Here is an 18,421-nt window from a genome sequence, read left to right on the forward strand (position 1 = left end):
CTCTCGGGGCCGATGTCCTAATCCCGCGCACGCATAGACATGTTCGCGTCGTCCACGACAGACTGACCGAACGTGATCGCGAGGAGGAAACGCGTGGGGTCCCGGCATCCGCGACTGATCGCCGGCCGCTACGAGGTGCAGCCGCTGGACGACGGCGGCATGGGAACGGTCTGGCAGGGCTACGATCGGGTCCTCGACCGCCTCGTCGCCGTCAAGCAGATCCGCAGCGACCGCCACCATCCGGCCGAGCTGCGCCGGGAACTCGCCGAGCGTTTCCGCCGCGAGGCCCGGATCACCGCGAAGATCGAACATCCCGGCGTACCGGCCGTCTACGACGCCGCCATCGACCGGGGCACCGACGCCGTCGAACAGCTCTATCTGGTGATGCAGCTCGTGCGCGGCGTCACCGTCGCCGACCTCCTCGCCGAACACGGTCCGTTTCCCGTGCCATGGGCCGTCAGCATCGCGGCCCAGGTCTGCGCCGTGCTGTCCCACGCCCACGCGATTCCGGTCGTCCACCGCGACCTCAAGCCGAGCAACGTCATGGTCGACGAGGACGGCAATGTCAAGGTCCTGGACTTCGGAGTCGCCGCGGTGCTCCGGACCGACGTCACCCAGTTGACCGGGACCGGGCAGATGATCGGCAGCCGGGACTACATGTCACCCGAACAGTTCCATGGTGTCGGTGTCAGCCCGCGAAGCGACCTCTACGCGTTGGGCTGCCTGCTGCACGAGATGCTCGCCGGGAAGAGGCTCTTCGACGGGGCGAACGACGCGGCACTACAGCATGTCCACGACCGGCCGACACCCCTTCGGGGGTTGCGGGCCGACGTTCCTGAGGCAATCGAGAGGCTGGTCCTCGACCTGCTGGAGAAGGCGCCTGAGGACCGTCCCGTTTCGGCGCAGGAGGTGTTCGACCGGCTCAGCCCGTTCCTGCCGGCGCCGGGTGCTCCCGTGGCCGCCCGGACCGGCGAGCCCGGTGCCGATCCCGGGGCCACGCCCGACCCGACCCGCCCCTACCGGCATCCGCTCGCCCCGCGCCGCCTGGTCGCGCCAGCGGGCGTGCCACGACCGACCCCGTCGGCTCCGTCGCGCGTGGTCGCACAACGACAGGCGTTGCCCACCGCGCTCGCCCAAGAACTCGATGTCGCCGAAGAACGGGCCCAGCAACTCGTCGACTCCGACCGCCTCTCGCAGGCCGTCATGGTGCTGGACGCGGCGCTGACGTCGGCCGACGCCGAAGGCGTGCTCGACCACCCTCGCGTGTTGGAACTGCGGAACACCCACGCGGCGGTGTTGTTTCTCGGTGGCGATGTCCGTCGGGCGCTGACCGCGTTCGAGGAACTGACCGACGCGTTCGCCTGGAGGGCGGGTCCGGACGACCCGCGGGTGCTGGAGTGCCAGAAACAGGCGGCGTACTGCCACGCCGAGCTGGGCGACACCGACGCCGCGCTCGCGGGGTTTCGGGCCGTCCAGGAGCACGTGCGCCGCCAGCACGACGATCGCAGCCGGGACGCGCTGGAGCTACGCACGCAGATCGGCATTCTTCTGCTGGCCGCGAACCGGCTCCGGGAGGCCGACCAGATCCTCCGTCCGCTCCACGATGATCTCGTCGCTACCCGCGGCCCCGAGCACCCCGAAGCCCGGGAGATACGCGACCTGCTCACCCGCATCCGATTGACCGGTGGATCACGATAACGGTAGCAGTCAGTGCACGTGCCGTGCCCGCTGTGCTGCCCGGCATCAACCACGATGTTCGGTCCGGCACAGGCTGCTCCATGACAGCCAGACGCCGGGCGCGCGTAGCGCCAAGTCAGTAGAGCCAGGACTCCCTCGGCGCGGTGAGTGGGGCCAGCGTCTGCCACAGTTCCTCGGGAATGTCCACGGTGGCGAGCCGGGCCGTCTCGGCGATCCGCTCCGGGCGCGAGACACCGACGATGGTCGAGGCGACCCGTGGGTCGCGCAGGGAGAACTGCAGCGCCGCCGCGCCCAGCGGCACGCCGTACGCCGCGCACGCCTCCTCCATCGCCCGGATCCGCCGGAGCACCTCGTCGTCGGCCTCCCGGTAGGCGTAGTTGCCGACCTGGGCGGTGCCCTTGGCCAGCACACCGCCGCCGAACGGCGCCCCGTTGACCACGCCGACGCCGAGCGAGACCGCCTCGTCGATCAGGTCACCGGCCGACCGGTCCACCAGGGTCCACCGGTTGTGCGTGATCAGCGCGGCGAAGACGCCGGTGCGCAGGTACCGCGCCATCAGCTCCACCGGGCCGCCGGCCACCCCGAGGTGCGCGATCAGGCCCTCGCGTTGCAGGGCGACCAGCGCCTCCACCGCGCCGCCCGGCGCCATCCCCTCCTCGAAGCTGATGTGCTCGGGGTCGTGCAGGTAGACCAGCGGCAGCCGGTCCAGCCCCAGCCGCTGGAGGCTCCCCTCGGCCGAGCGCCGGACCTGGTCACCGGAGAAGTCCCCGGTGGCGAAGTCCCGGTCCACCTTCGTGGCGAGCACGAAGCCCTCCGGTACGCCGCCGATCCGGGCCAGCGCCGCGCCGATCCGCCGTTCGCTCTCCCCGTCGCTGTAGCCGGCCGCCGTGTCGAGGAAGTTGAACGGTCCGGTCAGCGCGGCGACGGCGGTCTCGGTGCCGCGTTCGGTGCTGACGTCGTACCCGAAGACGTCCGGCATGCTGCCCAGCGGCCCGCCGCCGACGCAGACCGGGGTGACGTGCAGGCCGGTGGCGCCCAGCGGGCGGCGGGGAAAGTCGTCGGTCACGTGCCGATTCTCGTGTACCGCGAGATCCGGTCGCCCGCGGGGCTGCTCCTGGCCGCCGGTGGCCAGGCCGGAGGTCGCCCCGGCGTGAACCGTACCGTCAGCGGCGTACCGGGCCGGCGCGCAGGCCCAGCGCGCGCAGTTCCAGCGCGGCCAACGCGTCCACGGTGGCGTCGTCGCCGCGCCGCCACGCCTGCGCGACGTCCGGATGGATCCGGGTCAGCTTCGGCAACGGCTGGCTGGCCAGCGCCCGCAGTGCCAGCAGGTCCCGCCCGGCCGGTGCGGCCCGCAGGGCGCGGGCGGCGCCGGCCCGGCGCATCCAGCGCACCCGCAGCGGCAGCCAGCCGAAGAGCACCAGTGCGAGCGGGAAGACCAGCAGCGCCAGCGACAGGGCGAGCGCGAGGTCGCCGACCAGCGCCTGCTGGTCGCGGCCGGCGTCGGCCATCGAGCGGGCGGCGTCGGCGGCCCGCTCGAACGGGGCGGTCAGCTCGTCGCCGACCAGCGGCAACCGGCCGACCTTGCCGCCGGCGTCGGCGAGGTTGTCGGCCAGTCCACCGCCGGCCCCCTCCAGCTTCTGCCCGGGTACGGCGAGCTTCTGCACCAGATCGTGCAGCCACATCGCGGCGCGGATCCAGAGGTAGACCCAGGCGAGGACGAGCAGGTCGGTGAGGAGTTGGCGGGCGGCGGCCGGGAAGCGATCGGCGTAGATCCTCATGCCGGCCAGCGTGCCACGACCCGGCGCCGCGCGCCGTACCGCGGATCGCCGGTCAGGGTGCCGAGGCGATGGCCCGGCCCACCTCGGCGACGATCGCCTCGACCGAGACCCGCTCGGTGTCGCCGGTCGCCCGCAGGGTCAGCTCGACCACCCCGTCGGCGAGCCCGCGCCGCCCCACGGTGACCCGCACCGGGATGCCGGTCAGTTCCACGTCGCGGAACTTCACCCCGGCCCGTTCGGAGCGGTCGTCGATGATCGCGTCGATCCCGCCCGCCCGCAGTTGCCGGTAGATCTCCTCGCCGACCTTCGCCACCTCGTCGTCGTCGGCCTGGGCCACCACGACCGCCACCTGGAAGGGTGCCACCGCCATCGGCCAGCGGATGCCCCGGTCGTCGTGGTGGCACTCCACGATGGCGGAGATCGCCCGCTCCACCCCGATCCCGTAGCTGCCCATGATCGGCATCACCCGGTTGCCCGCCTCGTCCAGCACGGTCACCCCGAGCGCCTCGCTGTACTTGTAGCCGAGCTTGAAGATGTGCCCGACCTCCATCGCCCGCAGCACCCGCAACGGCTGCCCGCAGTCGACGCAGGGCTCGCCGGCGCCGGCCGCCCGCAGGTCGGCCCAGCGGCCGGCGGTGACGTCCCGGTCGACGTCGACACCCCGCAGGTGTACGCCGTCGGTGTTGGCGCCGGTGAACATGTCCCGCCGGCCCCGCAGCGCCTCGTCCACCACGATCGGCAGGTCGGTCACCCCGACCGCGCCGAGGCTGCCCGGCGAGGCGCCCAGCGCCGCGCGGATCTCGTCGGCGTGCGCCGGGCGTACCGTCGCAGCGCCGGTGGCGTCGATCAGCTTCTGCTCGACCAGGGTGTGGTCGCCGCGCAGCAGCACCAGGGTGAGTTGCCCGTCGAGGGCGTACACCAGGGTCTTGACCTGCCGGTCGGCCGGCGCGCCGTAGCTGGTGGCCAGGTCGTCGATGGTGCGCGCGCCGGGGGTGTCGAAGCGCTCCGGGGCGTCCGGCCCCGCCGCGTCGACCAGCTCGGCCAGCCGGGACGTCGCCTTCTCCAGGTTGGCCGCGTAGCCGCATCCCGGGCAGTGCACCACGTCGTCCTCGCCGGCGGGGGAGGCGCACATGAACTCGGTCGAGGTCGAGCCGCCCATGGCGCCGCTGGACGCCGCCACCGCCATCGCCCGGATCCCCAGCCGTTTGAAGATCCGCTCGTACGCGGCCTGGTGTGCGTCGAAGGCGCGGTCCAGCCCCTCGGCGGTGAGGTCGAAGCTGTACGAGTCCTTCATGGTGAACTCGCGGGTCCGCATCAGCCCGGCCTTCGGGCGGGGCTCGTCGCGGTACTTGGTCTGGAACTGGTACCAGACCTGCTGCAGCTCCCGGTAGGAGTTCAGCTCCGCCGCGAGGGTCGCGAAGATCTCCTCGTGGGTGACGCCGAGCGCCGCCTCGGCCCCCCTGCGGTCCCGGATCCGGAACAGCAGGTCGCCCATCAGCTCCCACCGGCCGGTACGTTGCCAGATCTCGGCCGGGTGCATGGTCGGGAGCAGGAACTCCTGCGCCCCGATCTCGTTCAGCTCCTCGCGGATCACGGCCATCACCCTGGCCCGGACCCGGACCGCGAGGGGAAGCAGGCTGTAGTGGCCCGCCATCAGCTGCCGGATGTAGCCCGCCCGCAGCAGCAGCCGGTGGCTCGGGGCGTCCGCCTCCGCCGGGTCCTCGCGCAACGTGGGAATGTGCATCTGGGACCAGCGCATGATCGCTACAGCCTTCGCTCGCTCGGAGGTGACGGTGCAGCGATGGCCTGGCCCGCGCCGGGGCGGCCGGCTCCGAGGCAATTCCGGGCGAGACGGGCCGCCGGCCCCGGTGCCGCCGGCTCAGCGGGCGGCGCAGGCCGGGCAGGTGCCGAAGGGTGTGGCTGACGTCCGCGAAGCCGTGCTTGGCGGCGACCCGCTCGGCCCAGCTCTCCACGGCCGGCCCCTCCACCTCGACGGTACGGCCGCAGGCCCGGCAGACCAGGTGGTGGTGGTGGCCCTCGCTGCACCGGCGGTAGAGGTGCTCGCCGCCCGGCGGCCGCATCACGTCGACCTCGCCCGAGTCGGCCAGCCCCTGGAGGGTCCGGTAGACGGTGGTCAGGCCCACCCGCTCGCCGCGTTCGCGCAGCATCGCGTGCAGGTCCTGGGCGCTGTGGAAGCCCTCCACCTCGCCCAGCAGCGCGCTGACCGCGCTGCGCTGCCGGGTGTTGCGGACCGCGGTGCCGCCGTCTGCCGTCGTCATCTCGCCCTCCCGCTGCGCCGCATCGGGTTGCCCCCCGTCGATGATTGTCCGCCGCTGTCGCAAGACCGTGTTACGGGGCCTCCGCCGGTCGGGGCCGGGTCACGTCGCCTCGCCGGAGTGGCTGACCGCGTCCGCCACGATATGCGCGATGTGCTCGTCGACCAAGGCGTACGCGATTTCCCGGCCCCGCCGCGAGCCGCGCACCACCCCGGCGCCGCGCAGTACCCGCAGGTGCTGGGAGACCAGCGGCTGTGGCGCGCCGAGTTGGTCGACCAGCTCGTGCACGCACCGCTCGCCGTGGGCCAGTTCGCTGACGATGGCGAGCCGGATCGGCGCGGAGAGCGCGCGAAGCAGCTCGCCGGCGCCGGCGTAGGCCTCGTAGTGGTTCGTGCTCGTCACCCCGTAACGGTAACCAATTCTGGGGCGATACCAGCGTGCGCCCGACCGATGTCAAGGTCAACTGCCGGTGTCGGGGCGGCCGGGTACCCGGCTCAGCGCCCCAGAAGGGCGTCGGACGGCCGCGCCGCCGCGCCGGGAGCGGCGTCCAGCACCACGTCACAGGGCTCGACGCTCGGCGGTACGGCCGGTACGGCGCGGCGCCGGCCCAGCGCCCGGCGCAGCGCGACGCCGAGCGCCACCACCAGGAAGAGGCCGATCGCCAGGACCACGATGGTGGCCCCGAGCGCGGTGTTGGCGGTGCCGGCCAGCCAGACACCGGAGCCGGAGGCGAGCAGGCCCAGCCCCATCGCGGCGGCCATCGTGCCGGCGAACCCCCGGGTGAAGAGCTGCGCGGTCGCCACCGGCACCACCATCAGGGCGCTGATCAGCAGCAGCCCGACCGCCCGCATGGCGATCGTCACGGTCACCGCGGTGGTCACCGCGAGCAGCAGGTTGAGGGCCCGCACCGGCAGGCCGGAGACCCGGGCGTACTCCTCGTCGTGGCAGATCGCGAAGAGCGCCGGGCGCAGGACGATCATCGTCGCCAGCACCGCGACCGCGAGCACGACGATCACCACCAGGTCCTGCGGCGAGGTCGTGGTCAGCGAGCCGAAGAGGTACGCCATCAGGTTGGCGTTGCTGCGGCTGCCGGAGAGCCCGACCAGCATCACGCCGCCGGCGATCCCGCCGTAGAACATCAGCGCCAACGCGACGTCGCCGGAGGTCCGGCCGCGCTCCCGGACCAGCTCGATGGCGACCGCGGCGACCGCCGCGACCAGCACGGCCGCGAGCACGGGGGAGCGGTTGAGCAGCAGGCCGACCCCGACCCCGGTCAGCGCCACGTGTCCGACACCGTCGCCGATCAGTGACATCCGCCGCTGCACCAGGTAGATGCCGAGCGCCGGGGCGGTCAGCCCGATCACCAGCGCCCCGACCAGGGCACGGATCATGAAGTCGTACTGGAACAGGCTCATGCCGGCACCCCGCTCATCCGCCCCACATCCCCACCGACTCCTCCGGCGCGTGCGGGTGGACGTGGTCGTGTCCGGGCGCCGCGTGGTGCCCGGCCGGTTCCGGCACCGCGCCGTCGTGCGCGATCTTCCCCTCGTGTACGACCACGGCACGGCTGATCAGCGTGGCGAGCGGCCCGAGCTCGTGGGCGACGAGCAGCACCGTACCGCCGCCGGAGACGAATCCGCGCAGCGCCTCCGCGAAGGCGTCCTGGCTGGCCGCGTCGACTCCGGCGGTCGGCTCGTCGAGGACCAGCAGCTCCGGCTGCCCGGCCAGGGCCCGCGCGATCAGGGTGCGCTGCTGCTGCCCGCCGGAGAGGGTGGCCACCGGGTCACCGGCCCGGTCGGCGAGGCCCACCGCCCGCAGCGCCTCGGCCACCGCCGTCCGGTCCGCGCGTCCGGGTGGCCGCAGTACGCCCCGGCGGGCCAGCCGGCCCGAGGCGACCACCTCGGCGACGGTGGCCGGTACGCCGCTGCCGGCACCGATCCGCTGCGGCACGTACCCGATCCGCCACCACTGCCGGAAGCGGCGCCGGGGGGTTCCGAAGAGCGTGACCTCGCCGGCGGCCAGGGGTACCAGGCCGAGGACCGCCCGGATCAGGGTCGACTTCCCGGAGCCGTTGGCGCCGAGCACCGCCACCACGTCGCCGGCGGTGAGGGTGAGCGAGACGTCCCGGAGCACGGGGCGCTCGTCGTAGGCGACCGCGGCGTGCGCGACGCTGACGACGGGCCCGGTCACGAGCAGCCCAGGGCGGTCCGAAGCGTCTGCAGGTTGCTGCGCATCACCGAAAAGTAGTCCCCGGTGCTGCCCGGTTGCAGGCCCTCGATGGGATCCAGCACCGCGGTCTTCGCCCCGACCTCTCGGGCGATGGTCTCGGCGACCTTGGGGCTGACCAGCGTCTCGAAGAAGATCGTCGTCGCCTTGTGCTCGCGGGCCTCGGCGGTGACCCCGGCCAGCCGCTGGGCGGCGGGCTCGTCCTCGGGGGTGAGCCCGGAGATGCCGACCTGCTCCAGCCGGTAGCGCTCGGCGAGGTAGGCGAAGGCGGTGTGGCTGGTCACGATCTCGCGCCGCTGGCAGGTCCGCAGGCCCTGGGCGTACTCGGAATCGAGGGTCTCCAGCTCGGTGCGCAGCGCCCGGGCCCGCGCGGTGAAGTCGGCGGCCCGGTCCGGGTCGACCCCGCCCAGCCGCTCGGCCAGCCGGTCCCCGATCGCGGCCAGCCGGGTCGGGTCCAGCCAGACGTGCGGGTCCTTGGCGCCGCCGGCCTCCTCGGCGTGCTCCTCCGCGGCGCCCTCGCCCTCACCCTCGTGCTCGTGCCCGCCGGCCGCGGCGTCCAGCAGCGGTGCCACGGTCGCCACGTCGAACGCCCGGTCGCCGGCCTGCTGCGCCACCGCCTCGTCCACGTTCGGTTGGAAGCCGGCGAGGTAGACCACCAGCTCCGCCTCGGTGACCTGTCCGACCTGACCCGGGTTCAGCTCCAGGTCGTGCGGTTCGGCACCCGGTTTCGCCAGGTTCGTCACCCGGACGGCGTCCCCGCCGACCCGCTCCGCGACGAACTGCAGGGGGTAGAAGGCGGCGACGACGTCGACCCGGTCGGGGTCGGCGCCGCCCGCGTCGTCGGCGCAGGCGGTGGCGGTGGCCAGCGCGAGCAGTCCGGCGGCGGCGAGGGCGACGGTACGGGAGGCGGAGCGGATCAGCATGTCATCCACTGTCCGCGACAATGAGAATGATTGTCAAAAACGCATGCTTGCATGAGAGTGCCTCACGTCCTCCAGGACCACGGCGGAGGTCCCGATCAGAGGATCTTGACCAGGGCGATTCCGACCAGCAGGGTCAGCATGACCAGCCGCAGTACCCGGGTGGCCGGCCGCTGCACCGGCCAGGTGGTGACCAGCAGGGCGGCCAGCCCGGCGCCGAGCAGCAGCAAAAGCCCGCCGCCGATGATCCCCGGCGCGAAGAGGGCGACCAGCACCACCACCAGCGCGGCGAGGAACACGGCGGTCGGGTTGACCCGGGCCAGGCGGGCCAGCAGGACACTCTGCGTACGCTGCATCCCACAGACTCTACGAGGTCACCGTCCGCCACCCCGGCCGGCGCACCCGGGCCGAGGCGTCATCGGCTCCGGGGCGGCCCGTGGTCCGCCCCCGGCGAGCCCCGGTCGCGGCGGACACGGCCCGTCGCCGCAAGGAGGCACACGTGCTCGTCACCAACCGGTTCCTGGTCGCCGAGGAGGCCGCCGCCGCCTTCACCGAGCGGGCGCACACCGCGCTCGGGGTGCTCGCCGCCCGGCCCGGCTACCGGCGCGGTCAACTGCTCCGGGCGCTCGACGACACCCGCGCCTGGTGCCTGGTGACCGAGTGGGAGTCCGTCGGCACCTACCGCCGCGCCCTGGGCGCCTTCGACGTCAAGGTGCACGCCACCCCGCTGCTCGCCGAGTCCCTGGACGAGCCCTCGGCGTACGAGACGCTGGCCAGCGCCGAACCGGACGGGCCGGTCGAGATCACCCGCAGCGACCGGGCCGGCGACGCCGGTCGATGAGACTCCGGGCACTACCCTTGCCGTCATGACCAATCCCGGACCGCCCGGCTTCCCGGCGTCGTACCCCGGACCGGTCCCGCCCGGTGCCCCGGTCCCGCCGCCCGGTGCCGGTACGGTCCCGCCGGGGCCGGGCGCCGTCCCCCCGTTCGCCGCGCCCCCGACCGAGGGCCGCACGGTGCGGATGTGGCTCGGACTCGGAGTGGCCGCCCTGGCCCTCCTGCTCTGCTGCGGTGGCGGTGGCGCCGCGCTGGTCGGGCTCTTCGTCTCCGGGACCGAGGCGGTCAACGAGCAGGCCCAGGCGGTGGTCGGCGACTACTTCGACGCGCTCCGCCGGGAGGACTTCGGCGAGGCGTACGACCAGCTCTGCGCGGACGCGAAGCGGCGCGAGTCGCCCCGGGAGTTCGAGGAGCGGGTGGCCTCGGAACCGGAGATCGCCTCGTTCCAGGTCGGCGACGTGTCGGTGACCACCGAGTTGGCCGTGCCGGTCGACGTCACCTACACCGGCGGCGGTCAGGACAACCTCCGGGCGGTACTGGACCAGGACGGGTCGACCGGGGCGTTCAAGGTCTGCGCGGTCAGCTGAGCGCCCCCGCCCCCGATCCCACCCGCCGGGCTCCCCCGGTGGGCGCCAGCGGCGCGGCCCCCGGGGTGGAGTAAATTGCTGGGCTCGGGTCCGGGGTGACCGTACCGTTGTTCCCGCGGTCGCCCGTCATGCCCCCGTCGAACGTTCCGAACCAGGTTCCGCTCATCGTCCCGATCATGTCCCCGCCGGCCGCCAGCCGGTGTAGGAGGTAGCCATGCCAGCCGACCGTATCGACGCCGTCGTCAGTCTCGCCAAGCGCCGCGGCTTCGTCTTCCCGTCCAGCGAGATCTACGGGGGCACCCGGTCAGCCTGGGACTACGGCCCGCTCGGCGTGGAGCTGAAGGAGAACGTCCGCCGCCAGTGGTGGCGCACGATGGTGCAGCAACGCGACGACATCGTCGGCCTGGACTCGGCGGTGATCCTGGCCCGGGACGTCTGGGCCGCCTCCGGCCACCTCGACGCGTTCGTCGACCCGCTGACCGAGTGCCAGTCCTGCCACAAGCGGTTCCGCGCCGACCACCTGGAGGAGGCGTACGAGGCCCGGCACGGGCAGCCGCCCGCCTCGCTCGCCGAACTCAACTGCCCGAACTGCGGCAACAAGGGCACCTTCACCGAGCCGCGGATGTTCAACGGCCTGATGAAGACCTACCTCGGCCCGGTGGAGAGCGAGGAGGGCCTGCACTACCTCCGGCCGGAGACCGCGCAGGGCATCTTCGTCAACTACAACAACGTGGCCGCCTCGGCGCGCAAGAAGCCGCCGTTCGGCATCGCCCAGACCGGCAAGTCGTTCCGCAACGAGATCACCCCCGGCAACTTCATCTTCCGGACCCGGGAGTTCGAGCAGATGGAGATGGAGTTCTTCGTCGAGCCCGGCACCGACGAGGAATGGCACGAGTACTGGCTGCGGGAGCGCTGGAACTGGTACCTCGACCTCGGCCTCTCCGAGGAGAACCTGCGGTTCTTCGAGCACCCGCAGGAGAAGCTCTCGCACTACTCGAAGCGCACCGTCGACATCGAGTACCGGTTCCGGTTCGGTGGCACCGAGTTCTCCGAGCTGGAGGGCATCGCGAACCGCACCGACTTCGACCTCTCCACGCACAGCAAGCACTCCGGCGTCGACCTGTCCTACTTCGACCAGGAGAAGGGCGAGCGCTGGGTCCCGTACGTGATCGAGCCGGCCGCCGGGCTGACCCGGGCCGTCCTCGCCTTCCTGCTGGAGGCGTACGACGAGGACGAGGCGCCGAACACCAAGGGCGGGGTGGACAAGCGCACCGTGCTCCGCTTCGACCCGCGGCTGGCCCCGGTCAAGGTGGCGGTGCTCCCGCTCTCCCGCAACCCCGCCCTCTCCCCGAAGGCCCGCGACCTCAGCACGGCCCTGCGCAAGCGCTGGACGGTCGAGTTCGACGACTCCCAGGCGATCGGCCGCCGCTACCGCCGGCAGGACGAGATCGGCACCCCGTTCTGCGTCACGGTCGACTTCGACACCCTCGAGGACAACGCCGTGACGGTCCGGGACCGGGACAGCATGACCCAGGAACGGGTCTCGTTGGACCAGGTGGAGCGCTACCTGATCGAGCGCCTCCCCGGCTGCTGAGGTGTAAGGAAGGGCCCCTTCTTATCGCTTTCTGTAGAGGAAGGGGCCCCTGTTAACACCCCGCATCGGGCACCGAACCCGCGGCGGGACCGGTACGCGTCCTCCACGATGCGACGTACCCGCCCTGGCTCCCGCCGGATCTGGGCCGGCGGGAAGTGCAGGATCAGCACCCCGTACCGGCTGAGCTCGTTGTGCCGGTCCATCGTGCGGTGCCAGTCCGCCGGGGCGAAGTGGAACTCCTGCGAATCGACCTCCAGGGCGATCGCCGCGTCCGCCAGGTAACCGTCCGGGGTGGGCAGGCGCGCGCCGTCCGAGCCCACCAGCCGGGGATTCCAGAGGATCTCGGGAAGCAGGCGGCTCGCCGACAGGCACTCCCGCAGCTCCGCCTCCGGCGAGGACCGTACGCCCCGCGCCACCTCCTCGAAGGCCTTTCTGACCAGTGCCGTGCGGCTGCGGCGGGCCCGGGTCACCTCCTCGTCGAGGGCGGGCAGGTCGGCGAAGTCACGCTGGATCGCCTCCGCCAGGATCGCCCGCACCGTACGAAGGTCACGCAGCACCCGACCGGCGTCGACGACGGCCCGGGCCGGGGAGCACACCTGGTAGAGACCGGCGTCCCGGGCGCGGTCGTCGAGGGCGAGGGCTCGGCACACCAGCACGTGGCCGGCGGACATCCGGCGCGCCCCGTGGGGCACGACGAGGTGCAGCTTGTCGGTTTTCGGTACGTAACGGAAGCCGTACCAGCTCAGGGCCGCCAGCCCGGTGATCTGCGCGCCCCGACCGACGTACAGCGACGCGGCGATGCGGAGCTGCTCCTCGGTGAGCGTGCCGGTGACGAGGGCGTACGTTGCCGGAAGGATCCGTTGCCACCGGCCGCGCCGGGTCTGCCGGTACATGTGCATGTCGTCCAGGCCGGCGGAGAGCAACTGGGCGCGTGTCACAATCTGCTGTTGCCGGAGGGCAAGATCACTGATGCTGCTCGACGGATCATCGGATGGGTTGGTTGTGGTCATCGGTGCAGGTTGCCCGGGGCCGGCGTACGTTGTCAGGGCTGTTTCGGCAAGCTGTGGATAACCGGGTGCCCTGTGTACGACGCAGCGGTGCGGTGAAAGGTGTGCTATGAGCGAGCGGTTAGGAGGGGGCCCTTCCTATGCAAAAAGCGATAAGAAGGGGCCCTTCCTTACACCCCTGGTGTTGGGGGGGCATTCGGTGTGGCCGCCGGTCGTGCTCGCTCCGATGGCCGGGATCACGAATGTCGCTTTTCGGCGGCTCTGTCGGGAGCAGGGCGGCGGGCTCTACGTCTGCGAGATGGTGACCACCCGGGCCCTGGTCGAGCGGAACCCCAGGACGCTGCGGATGGTTGCCTTCGGCGGTGACGAGCGGCCGCGCAGCCTCCAGCTCTACGGCACCGATCCGACGGTCACCGCCGCCGCCGTCCGGATGGTGGTCGAGGAGGACCTGGCGGACCACATCGACCTCAACTTCGGGTGCCCGGTGCCCAAGGTCACCCGTAAGGGCGGCGGGGCGGCGCTGCCGTGGCGGCGGCGGCTCTTCGCCCGGATCGTCGGGGCGGCGGTGGCGGCGGCGGCGGCCCCGGCCGGTGTGCCGGTGACGGTGAAGATGCGCAAGGGCATCGACGACGACCATCTGACGTACGTCGAGGCGGGGCTCGCCGCCCAGGACGCCGGGGTCGCCGCCGTCGCCCTGCACGGGCGTACCGCCGCGCAGCGCTACTCGGGCAGCGCGGACTGGGACGCCATCGGCACCCTGAAGCAGGCGCTGGACGTGCCGGTGCTGGGCAACGGCGACATCTGGGAGGCCGACGACGCGCTGCGGATGATGGCGCACACCGGCGCGGACGGGGTGGTCGTCGGCCGCGGCTGCCTGGGGCGGCCGTGGCTCTTCGCGGACCTGACGGCGGCCTTCGAGGGGCGGCCCGAACGTCGACTGCCGTCCCTGGGGGAGGTGTCGGCGACCATGCGCCGGCACGCGGAGCTGCTGGTGGACTGGTACGCCGGTGGCGACCGCACCGCGGGTGAGCACGGCGTAAGTGAGCCCGGCGCGGGCGACGGCACCGCGGGTGACCACGGTGGGACCGGTGGTGACCGCGTGGACGGCGCGGTACGGGCCGCCGGCAGGGGACGCGCCGGTGAGCGCGACGGGTGTGTGGACTTCCGCAAGCATGTCGCCTGGTATCTCAAGGGCTTCCCGGTCGGCTCCGAGTTGCGGCGGTCGCTGGCGATGGTGAACAGCCTGGCCGAGCTGGACGACCTGTTGGGGAAGCTGGACGCCGTCGAACCCTTCCCGACCAGCACCCTCGGGCAGCCGCGCGGCCGGACGAACTCGCCGGGCAAGGTCTTCCTACCGGACGGCTGGCTCGCGGACCGGGACAGCGCCGAGGTGCCCGCCGGAGCCGAACTGGCCGACTCCGGCGGCTGACCGGGGTTGCTCAACGACCGGTGACCACCCCGGGGTCGTTGCCGGGTCCACTCAGGCCGAGGCGATTGGTGTGGGCGAGGATGTCGAGGACGGCGGAGAGGCTCGACATCGCGGACTCGATGGTGCGGACCAGATCCCCGCGATTCTCTGCCGCCGGACCGGTCGCCGACCGAGGCTGGCTGGAGCGCAGCAGGAGACGCTGTTCGACCTCCAGCACCGCCGCACCCGCCTTGATGCCGAGGTCGTCGCGGAGACGGTGGCGCAACTGCTGGAGGACCCGGATCGCCTCCGCGGTGCGGCCCACCTTCTCCAGGCTCTCGGCGAGGAAGCCGTGCAGCCCCTCGTGGTACGGGTACTGCCGTATCCAGCCGAACAGGTCGGCGAGGATCTCACCCGCCCTGTCCTGGGTGATCTCCAGCCGGACGTACTGTTCGATCGCCCGGACCCGGCATTCCTCCAGGGCGGCCGCACGCCCCGTGAGGACCTCGGAGTCGATGTCCTCCAGGGCGTGGCCGCGCCACAGGGCGAGCGCGTTCCGCAGGTGGGCGCAGCTGCCGACGATGTCGCCACGGGCCGCGAACCGGTCGGCGTCCGCGCACAGGCGCCGGAACACCAGGACGTCGGCCTGCTCCTCGCAGAGCTGGAGGCTGTAACTGGTCGCGCGGCGGGCGATCTCGGCGCTGATGCCCGACCGGCGCAGCCTGCTCCGGATCGCGCCGACGCAGTTCTGCACCTGCTGACGTGCGGTGCTCGGTGGGGCCTCGTGCCACACCACGTCGATGAGGTATTGGGTGGACACCGGCTCGTTGGCCATCAGTACCAGGGCGGCAAGGATTTTGCGTTCACGAGGGCCACCTACGTCGTTCGCTGCGCCGGATGCCAGCGCGAGCGGGCCCAAAATCCGAAACTCCACGAACGATCCCCCGATCGTCGTCCGGTTGGTGGGACGTATGCTCTCGGAGCCTGTAGGTGGATGTCAATGGCCTGCGGCTCTGGCGGTATAGACGTCAACGAGTTGCGTCCGTCCGGGCCCGATCCGTCGCTGGTGAGCGCGGCATTCGATCTTCGACGAGGCGGCCGGGGAAGGTCGCGCACGGTAGGCGCCGACCCGTTGTGGGACCTGCCACGGTCCGTGCCGACGGCGAAATGATCGGCGCAAAAGGTGGATACCGCCATTGTCCGCATTAGCTGTCATGTGATGGCTGATGGGATAAACCGACAACACCACATTGGAATACGGCGTTCACCGAGCGGCGCCCGGAGGCCGTCATACCTGCCTCGGGAGAGGATGTCGATCGCGGGGTCGATCGATGACGACTCGATGGGGAGCGTCTCTAGCGTCCTGGTGGCCTGGACGCGCCAGGGCGACGATCGAAGGGGCAGTGATGAATATGAGCACGAAACTCGGTACCCGGGCGGGCCGGTTGGGCACGCTGGCCGTCCTCGCGGTGGGTCTGACCGGTTCGGCGGTGGCGCTCGCGCCGGCGTCGGCCTCGGCCGCCTGCGGCGGTGCCGTGGGCGGGGGTTGGCTGGACGGCGGCAGCTGGTCGAGCGTCCACCTGCGGAGCACTTCCAGCTGCACGATGTACACCAGGCTCACGGTGGACGACGCGACCGCGAGCATCGGGCACAGCTGGGTCATCCGGGTCGAACGGCAGGTCAACGGCACCTACGGCTGGCTGACCTCGCACACCCAGTCCCGGAGCGTCATCGGTGGGTTCCAGGGCACCCGGGACACCGCGACGGTGCCGAACAGCACCGTGGACGACGACCGGTTCCGGGCCTGCTACAACCACGCCGGCGCGGGTTGGGTGTGCACCCCGTGGATCGAGGCGTGATGCGGCGCAGGGACACCCGGTCGGGGCCGTTCCGTGCGTTCCGGGCGTTGTCGACGGTGGGCATGGCGACGGTCACGCTGGCCGCCGCCACGGTGTTCCTGACCGGCTCGGCGGCCCAGGCCGGCTGCGCGCACGGGTACTCGGACAAGGATGTCGGCAGCGACCAGGTGATCGCCGCGTCCGGCACGGCCGGGGTGAACATGCGGACCGGGCCGCACGTCGGGTGCAGCAGGGTCGTCATGGTGCCGGACCGGCACTGGGTCACCCTCGACTGCTACATCGAAAACGGCGACAACGTGGGCGGTTACGAGTCGTGGAGCCGGGTCCGCTACGGCAACGGCGGACCGCTCTACGTGGGCTGGATCCCGGACGCCCATCTCCGGGAGCGCGGTTCCACCGAGCTGTGCTGACCTTCGCGGTCTGAATCGGGTGGCACGGGCTCCGTGGTGAGCCCGTGCCACACCACAACCTCAGCCGGCCGGCGCCGCCGGCGCGCTGTCCGTGCCACCGGCCGGTTCCGGTACGCCGCTCGGGGTGCTGCCGTCCGGCTCGCCCGGGGCCGACCGGGGTGCCGGAATGCTCGCCCGGCGGGCCGGCGTGGCGGCCGGCCACGGCACCTCGGGCGAGCGGTGGAAGGTGATGCCGGCCAGCGTCCAGCGTGGTCCGTGCCCGGCGAGCCGGGCCCGGAAGTCCGCCCAGTCGTGGGTCGACGCCGGCGACCAGCCGAGCTCGGCGATGGCCGGCAGCCGGGGGAAGATCATGAACTCGATGTCGCTGACCGAGGCCACCGTCTCCGTCCACAGTGGTGCCTCGACCCCGAGCACCGCCTCCGCGGGTACGCCGCTGAGGTAGGCACCCGGGTCCCAGTCGTACGCCGTGCGCACCTCCACGAAGCCGGCCCAGTCCTTGCCGAGCGGGGTGGCCGGGCCGTACTTCATGTCGAGGTAGGTCCGGTTGCCGGGGGAGAGCAGCAGGCGGGCGCCGGCCGCGACGGCGGCGGCGACCGCGGGGTCGGCCTGGCCGGTGCCCCAGTACTGCACGACCCGACCCGGGCTGTGTCCGGCCGCCGCGATCTGGTGCCAGCCCAGCACCGCCTTGCCGTGCCCGGTGACGAGCGGTTGGATCCGGTCCACGAACGCCGCGTAGTCCGCCGGGGAGAGGGTGAAGGCCTCGTCGCCGCCGATGTGCAGGTACGGTCCCGGGGTGAGCGCCGCGACCTCGCCGAGCACCTCGTCCACGAACCGGTACGTCAGGTCGCTGTGCACCGCCACCGCGCTGAAGCCGACGTCGGTGCCGGTGTACTCCGGCGGTGCGATCCCGTCCGGGGCCAGCGCGCCGTACGCGTTGAGCGCCGCGTTGGTGTGCCCCGGCAGGTCGATCTCCGGTACCACGGTGATGTGCCGGGCGGCGGCGTACGTCACGATCTTCCGGTAGTCCTCCTTGGTGTAGTGGCCGCCGGGGCCGCCGTCCACCTCGGTGGCGCCGCCGACGGTGGCCAGCCTCGGCCAGGAGTCCACCGCGATCCGCCACCCCTGGTCGTCGGTGAGGTGCAGGTGCAGGTGGTTGAGCTTGTAGCGGGCCAGGTGGTCGATGAAGCGCAGCACGTGCGGTACGGCGAAGAAGTGCCGGGCCACGTCGAGCATCGCGCCCCGGTAGGCGAACCGGGGGTGGTCGGAGATCGACCCGCCGGGCACCCGCCACGGGCCCGGCTGCCGCCGGCGGGACTCGATCTTCGCCGGCAGCAGTTGGCGCAGCGTCTGCACCCCGTGGAAGAGCCCGGTGGCGGTCCGGGCCCGGATCACCACGGCGGTCGCGGTCACCTCCAGCCGGTACCCCTCGGTCGCCGCCCGGGGGGAGTCGGTCGCCGGCGGTTGCGCCCGGGTCGCGGGTGGGGTGGTCCCGGCCGCCGGATCGTCGTCCTCGACGAGCAGCAGGGAGATCCCGCCGGCCGCCTCGGCGGGGTTGGCGGGCACGACCGGCAGCGGGTAGCCGGTGGGACGGCGCAGCAGCTCGGCCAGGTAGCGGCCGACGTCGCCGGCTGCGGGCGCCGGGGTGGTCCGGATCGTCGTGCCGGGGGTCAGGAAGAACTCGACCCCGGCGGCGGGCTCCACCCGCACCGGGGCGGGCAGCACGTCGGTGAGGCGGACCTGGGCGTCGGTGGTGGGGTCCGGGGCGGACCGGGGCGGGGAAGTGGTAGGTCGCACGGCAGGCATCTCCGGGGGGAAGCCGCA

General features: G+C 72.4%; 18 protein-coding genes and 2 pseudogenes. 7 read left to right on the plus strand and 13 right to left on the minus strand.

Going from position 1 to position 18,421, the window contains the following annotated elements; genetic code table 11:
• Nucleotides 1-93 precede the first annotated feature (93 nt).
• Nucleotides 94-1,698 (plus strand): protein kinase domain-containing protein, encoded by a 1,605-nt coding sequence (locus tag ACQEUR_RS15830; protein WP_433031101.1) that lies wholly within the window; start codon nucleotides 94-96, stop codon nucleotides 1,696-1,698.
• 115 nt (nucleotides 1,699-1,813) lie between these two features.
• Here the strand turns inward: ACQEUR_RS15830 and ACQEUR_RS15835 are convergent, their stop codons facing one another.
• From ACQEUR_RS15835 to ACQEUR_RS15875, 9 genes and pseudogenes are all read right to left on the minus strand, one after another.
• Nucleotides 1,814-2,764, minus strand: coding sequence for an aldo/keto reductase (locus ACQEUR_RS15835; RefSeq protein ID WP_433031104.1), 951 nt, complete (start codon nucleotides 2,762-2,764; stop codon nucleotides 1,814-1,816).
• 97 nt (nucleotides 2,765-2,861) lie between these two features.
• The gene (locus tag ACQEUR_RS15840; RefSeq protein WP_433031107.1) at nucleotides 2,862-3,476 is read right to left on the minus strand and encodes a hypothetical protein; all 615 of its coding nucleotides are present in this window, start codon (nucleotides 3,474-3,476) and stop codon (nucleotides 2,862-2,864) included.
• 52 nt (nucleotides 3,477-3,528) lie between these two features.
• Nucleotides 3,529-5,235 (minus strand): proline--tRNA ligase, encoded by a 1,707-nt coding sequence (locus ACQEUR_RS15845; protein WP_433031110.1) that lies wholly within the window; start codon nucleotides 5,233-5,235, stop codon nucleotides 3,529-3,531.
• 120 nt (nucleotides 5,236-5,355) lie between these two features.
• Nucleotides 5,356-5,755 (minus strand): annotated as a pseudogene (locus ACQEUR_RS15850) (Fur family transcriptional regulator).
• A gap of 99 nt (nucleotides 5,756-5,854) precedes the next feature.
• Nucleotides 5,855-6,154, minus strand: coding sequence for an ArsR/SmtB family transcription factor (locus tag ACQEUR_RS15855; protein WP_433031113.1), 300 nt, complete (start codon nucleotides 6,152-6,154; stop codon nucleotides 5,855-5,857).
• A gap of 92 nt (nucleotides 6,155-6,246) precedes the next feature.
• Entirely contained in the window at nucleotides 6,247-7,167 is a 921-nt protein-coding gene (locus ACQEUR_RS15860) for a metal ABC transporter permease (protein ID WP_433031117.1), read from the minus strand.
• Nucleotides 7,168-7,180: 13 nt separating this feature from the next.
• Complete coding sequence (locus ACQEUR_RS15865) at nucleotides 7,181-7,942, minus strand: metal ABC transporter ATP-binding protein (protein WP_433031120.1); 762 nt, start codon at nucleotides 7,940-7,942, stop codon at nucleotides 7,181-7,183.
• Nucleotides 7,939-8,901, minus strand: a complete 963-nt coding sequence (locus ACQEUR_RS15870; protein ID WP_433031123.1) for a metal ABC transporter substrate-binding protein — start codon at nucleotides 8,899-8,901, stop codon at nucleotides 7,939-7,941. The genes ACQEUR_RS15865 and ACQEUR_RS15870 overlap by 4 nt, the downstream gene beginning before the upstream one ends.
• A gap of 95 nt (nucleotides 8,902-8,996) precedes the next feature.
• Nucleotides 8,997-9,254, minus strand: a complete 258-nt coding sequence (locus ACQEUR_RS15875; protein ID WP_433031126.1) for a hypothetical protein — start codon at nucleotides 9,252-9,254, stop codon at nucleotides 8,997-8,999.
• A 143-nt stretch (nucleotides 9,255-9,397) separates the two neighbouring features.
• On the opposite strand from ACQEUR_RS15875, the gene ACQEUR_RS15880 reads away from it, so the two are divergent.
• On the plus strand, nucleotides 9,398-9,739 hold the full coding sequence (locus tag ACQEUR_RS15880; RefSeq protein ID WP_433031129.1) for an antibiotic biosynthesis monooxygenase: 342 nt from the start codon (nucleotides 9,398-9,400) through the stop codon (nucleotides 9,737-9,739).
• A gap of 25 nt (nucleotides 9,740-9,764) precedes the next feature.
• Nucleotides 9,765-10,322 (plus strand): hypothetical protein, encoded by a 558-nt coding sequence (locus tag ACQEUR_RS15885; RefSeq protein WP_433031132.1) that lies wholly within the window; start codon nucleotides 9,765-9,767, stop codon nucleotides 10,320-10,322.
• On the opposite strand, the gene ACQEUR_RS15890 is transcribed toward ACQEUR_RS15885, so the two are convergent.
• Nucleotides 10,315-10,488, minus strand: a complete 174-nt coding sequence (locus ACQEUR_RS15890) for a hypothetical protein (RefSeq protein ID WP_433031135.1) — start codon at nucleotides 10,486-10,488, stop codon at nucleotides 10,315-10,317. The genes ACQEUR_RS15885 and ACQEUR_RS15890 overlap by 8 nt on opposite strands.
• Nucleotides 10,489-10,536: 48 nt before the next feature.
• On the opposite strand from ACQEUR_RS15890, the gene ACQEUR_RS15895 reads away from it, so the two are divergent.
• Nucleotides 10,537-11,916 carry a glycine--tRNA ligase gene (locus ACQEUR_RS15895; protein ID WP_433031138.1) on the plus strand — a complete coding sequence of 460 codons (1,380 nt, stop codon included), beginning with the start codon at nucleotides 10,537-10,539 and terminating at the stop codon, nucleotides 11,914-11,916.
• Here the strand turns inward: ACQEUR_RS15895 and ACQEUR_RS15900 are convergent.
• The gene (locus tag ACQEUR_RS15900) at nucleotides 11,886-12,926 is read right to left on the minus strand and encodes a type IV toxin-antitoxin system AbiEi family antitoxin domain-containing protein (RefSeq protein WP_433031141.1); all 1,041 of its coding nucleotides are present in this window, start codon (nucleotides 12,924-12,926) and stop codon (nucleotides 11,886-11,888) included. The two genes, ACQEUR_RS15895 and ACQEUR_RS15900, sit on opposite strands and share 31 nt — an antisense overlap.
• A 175-nt stretch (nucleotides 12,927-13,101) precedes the next feature.
• Here ACQEUR_RS15900 and dusB point away from each other — a divergent pair.
• Nucleotides 13,102-14,352, plus strand: a pseudogene (dusB, locus tag ACQEUR_RS15905) (tRNA dihydrouridine synthase DusB); the annotation flags it as partial.
• Nucleotides 14,353-14,362: 10 nt separating this feature from the next.
• Here the strand turns inward: dusB and ACQEUR_RS15910 are convergent.
• On the minus strand, nucleotides 14,363-15,265 hold the full coding sequence (locus tag ACQEUR_RS15910; RefSeq protein ID WP_433031144.1) for an AfsR/SARP family transcriptional regulator: 903 nt from the start codon (nucleotides 15,263-15,265) through the stop codon (nucleotides 14,363-14,365).
• A 478-nt stretch (nucleotides 15,266-15,743) separates the two neighbouring features.
• Between ACQEUR_RS15910 and ACQEUR_RS15915 the strand changes: the two genes are divergently transcribed.
• Nucleotides 15,744-16,190 (plus strand): hypothetical protein, encoded by a 447-nt coding sequence (locus ACQEUR_RS15915; protein ID WP_433031147.1) that lies wholly within the window; start codon nucleotides 15,744-15,746, stop codon nucleotides 16,188-16,190.
• Nucleotides 16,187-16,600, plus strand: a complete 414-nt coding sequence (locus ACQEUR_RS15920; RefSeq protein ID WP_433031150.1) for a hypothetical protein — start codon at nucleotides 16,187-16,189, stop codon at nucleotides 16,598-16,600. Before ACQEUR_RS15915 ends, ACQEUR_RS15920 begins: the two co-directional genes overlap by 4 nt.
• A 60-nt stretch (nucleotides 16,601-16,660) precedes the next feature.
• On the opposite strand, the gene ACQEUR_RS15925 is transcribed toward ACQEUR_RS15920, so the two are convergent.
• Nucleotides 16,661-18,403 carry a beta-N-acetylhexosaminidase gene (locus ACQEUR_RS15925; protein ID WP_433031153.1) on the minus strand — a complete coding sequence of 581 codons (1,743 nt, stop codon included), beginning with the start codon at nucleotides 18,401-18,403 and terminating at the stop codon, nucleotides 16,661-16,663.
• Between the last annotated feature and the right edge of the window lie 18 nt (nucleotides 18,404-18,421).

The sequence above is a fragment of the Plantactinospora sp. CA-290183 genome (genome assembly GCF_050936375.1).
Taxonomy (GTDB): domain Bacteria; phylum Actinomycetota; class Actinomycetes; order Mycobacteriales; family Micromonosporaceae; genus Plantactinospora.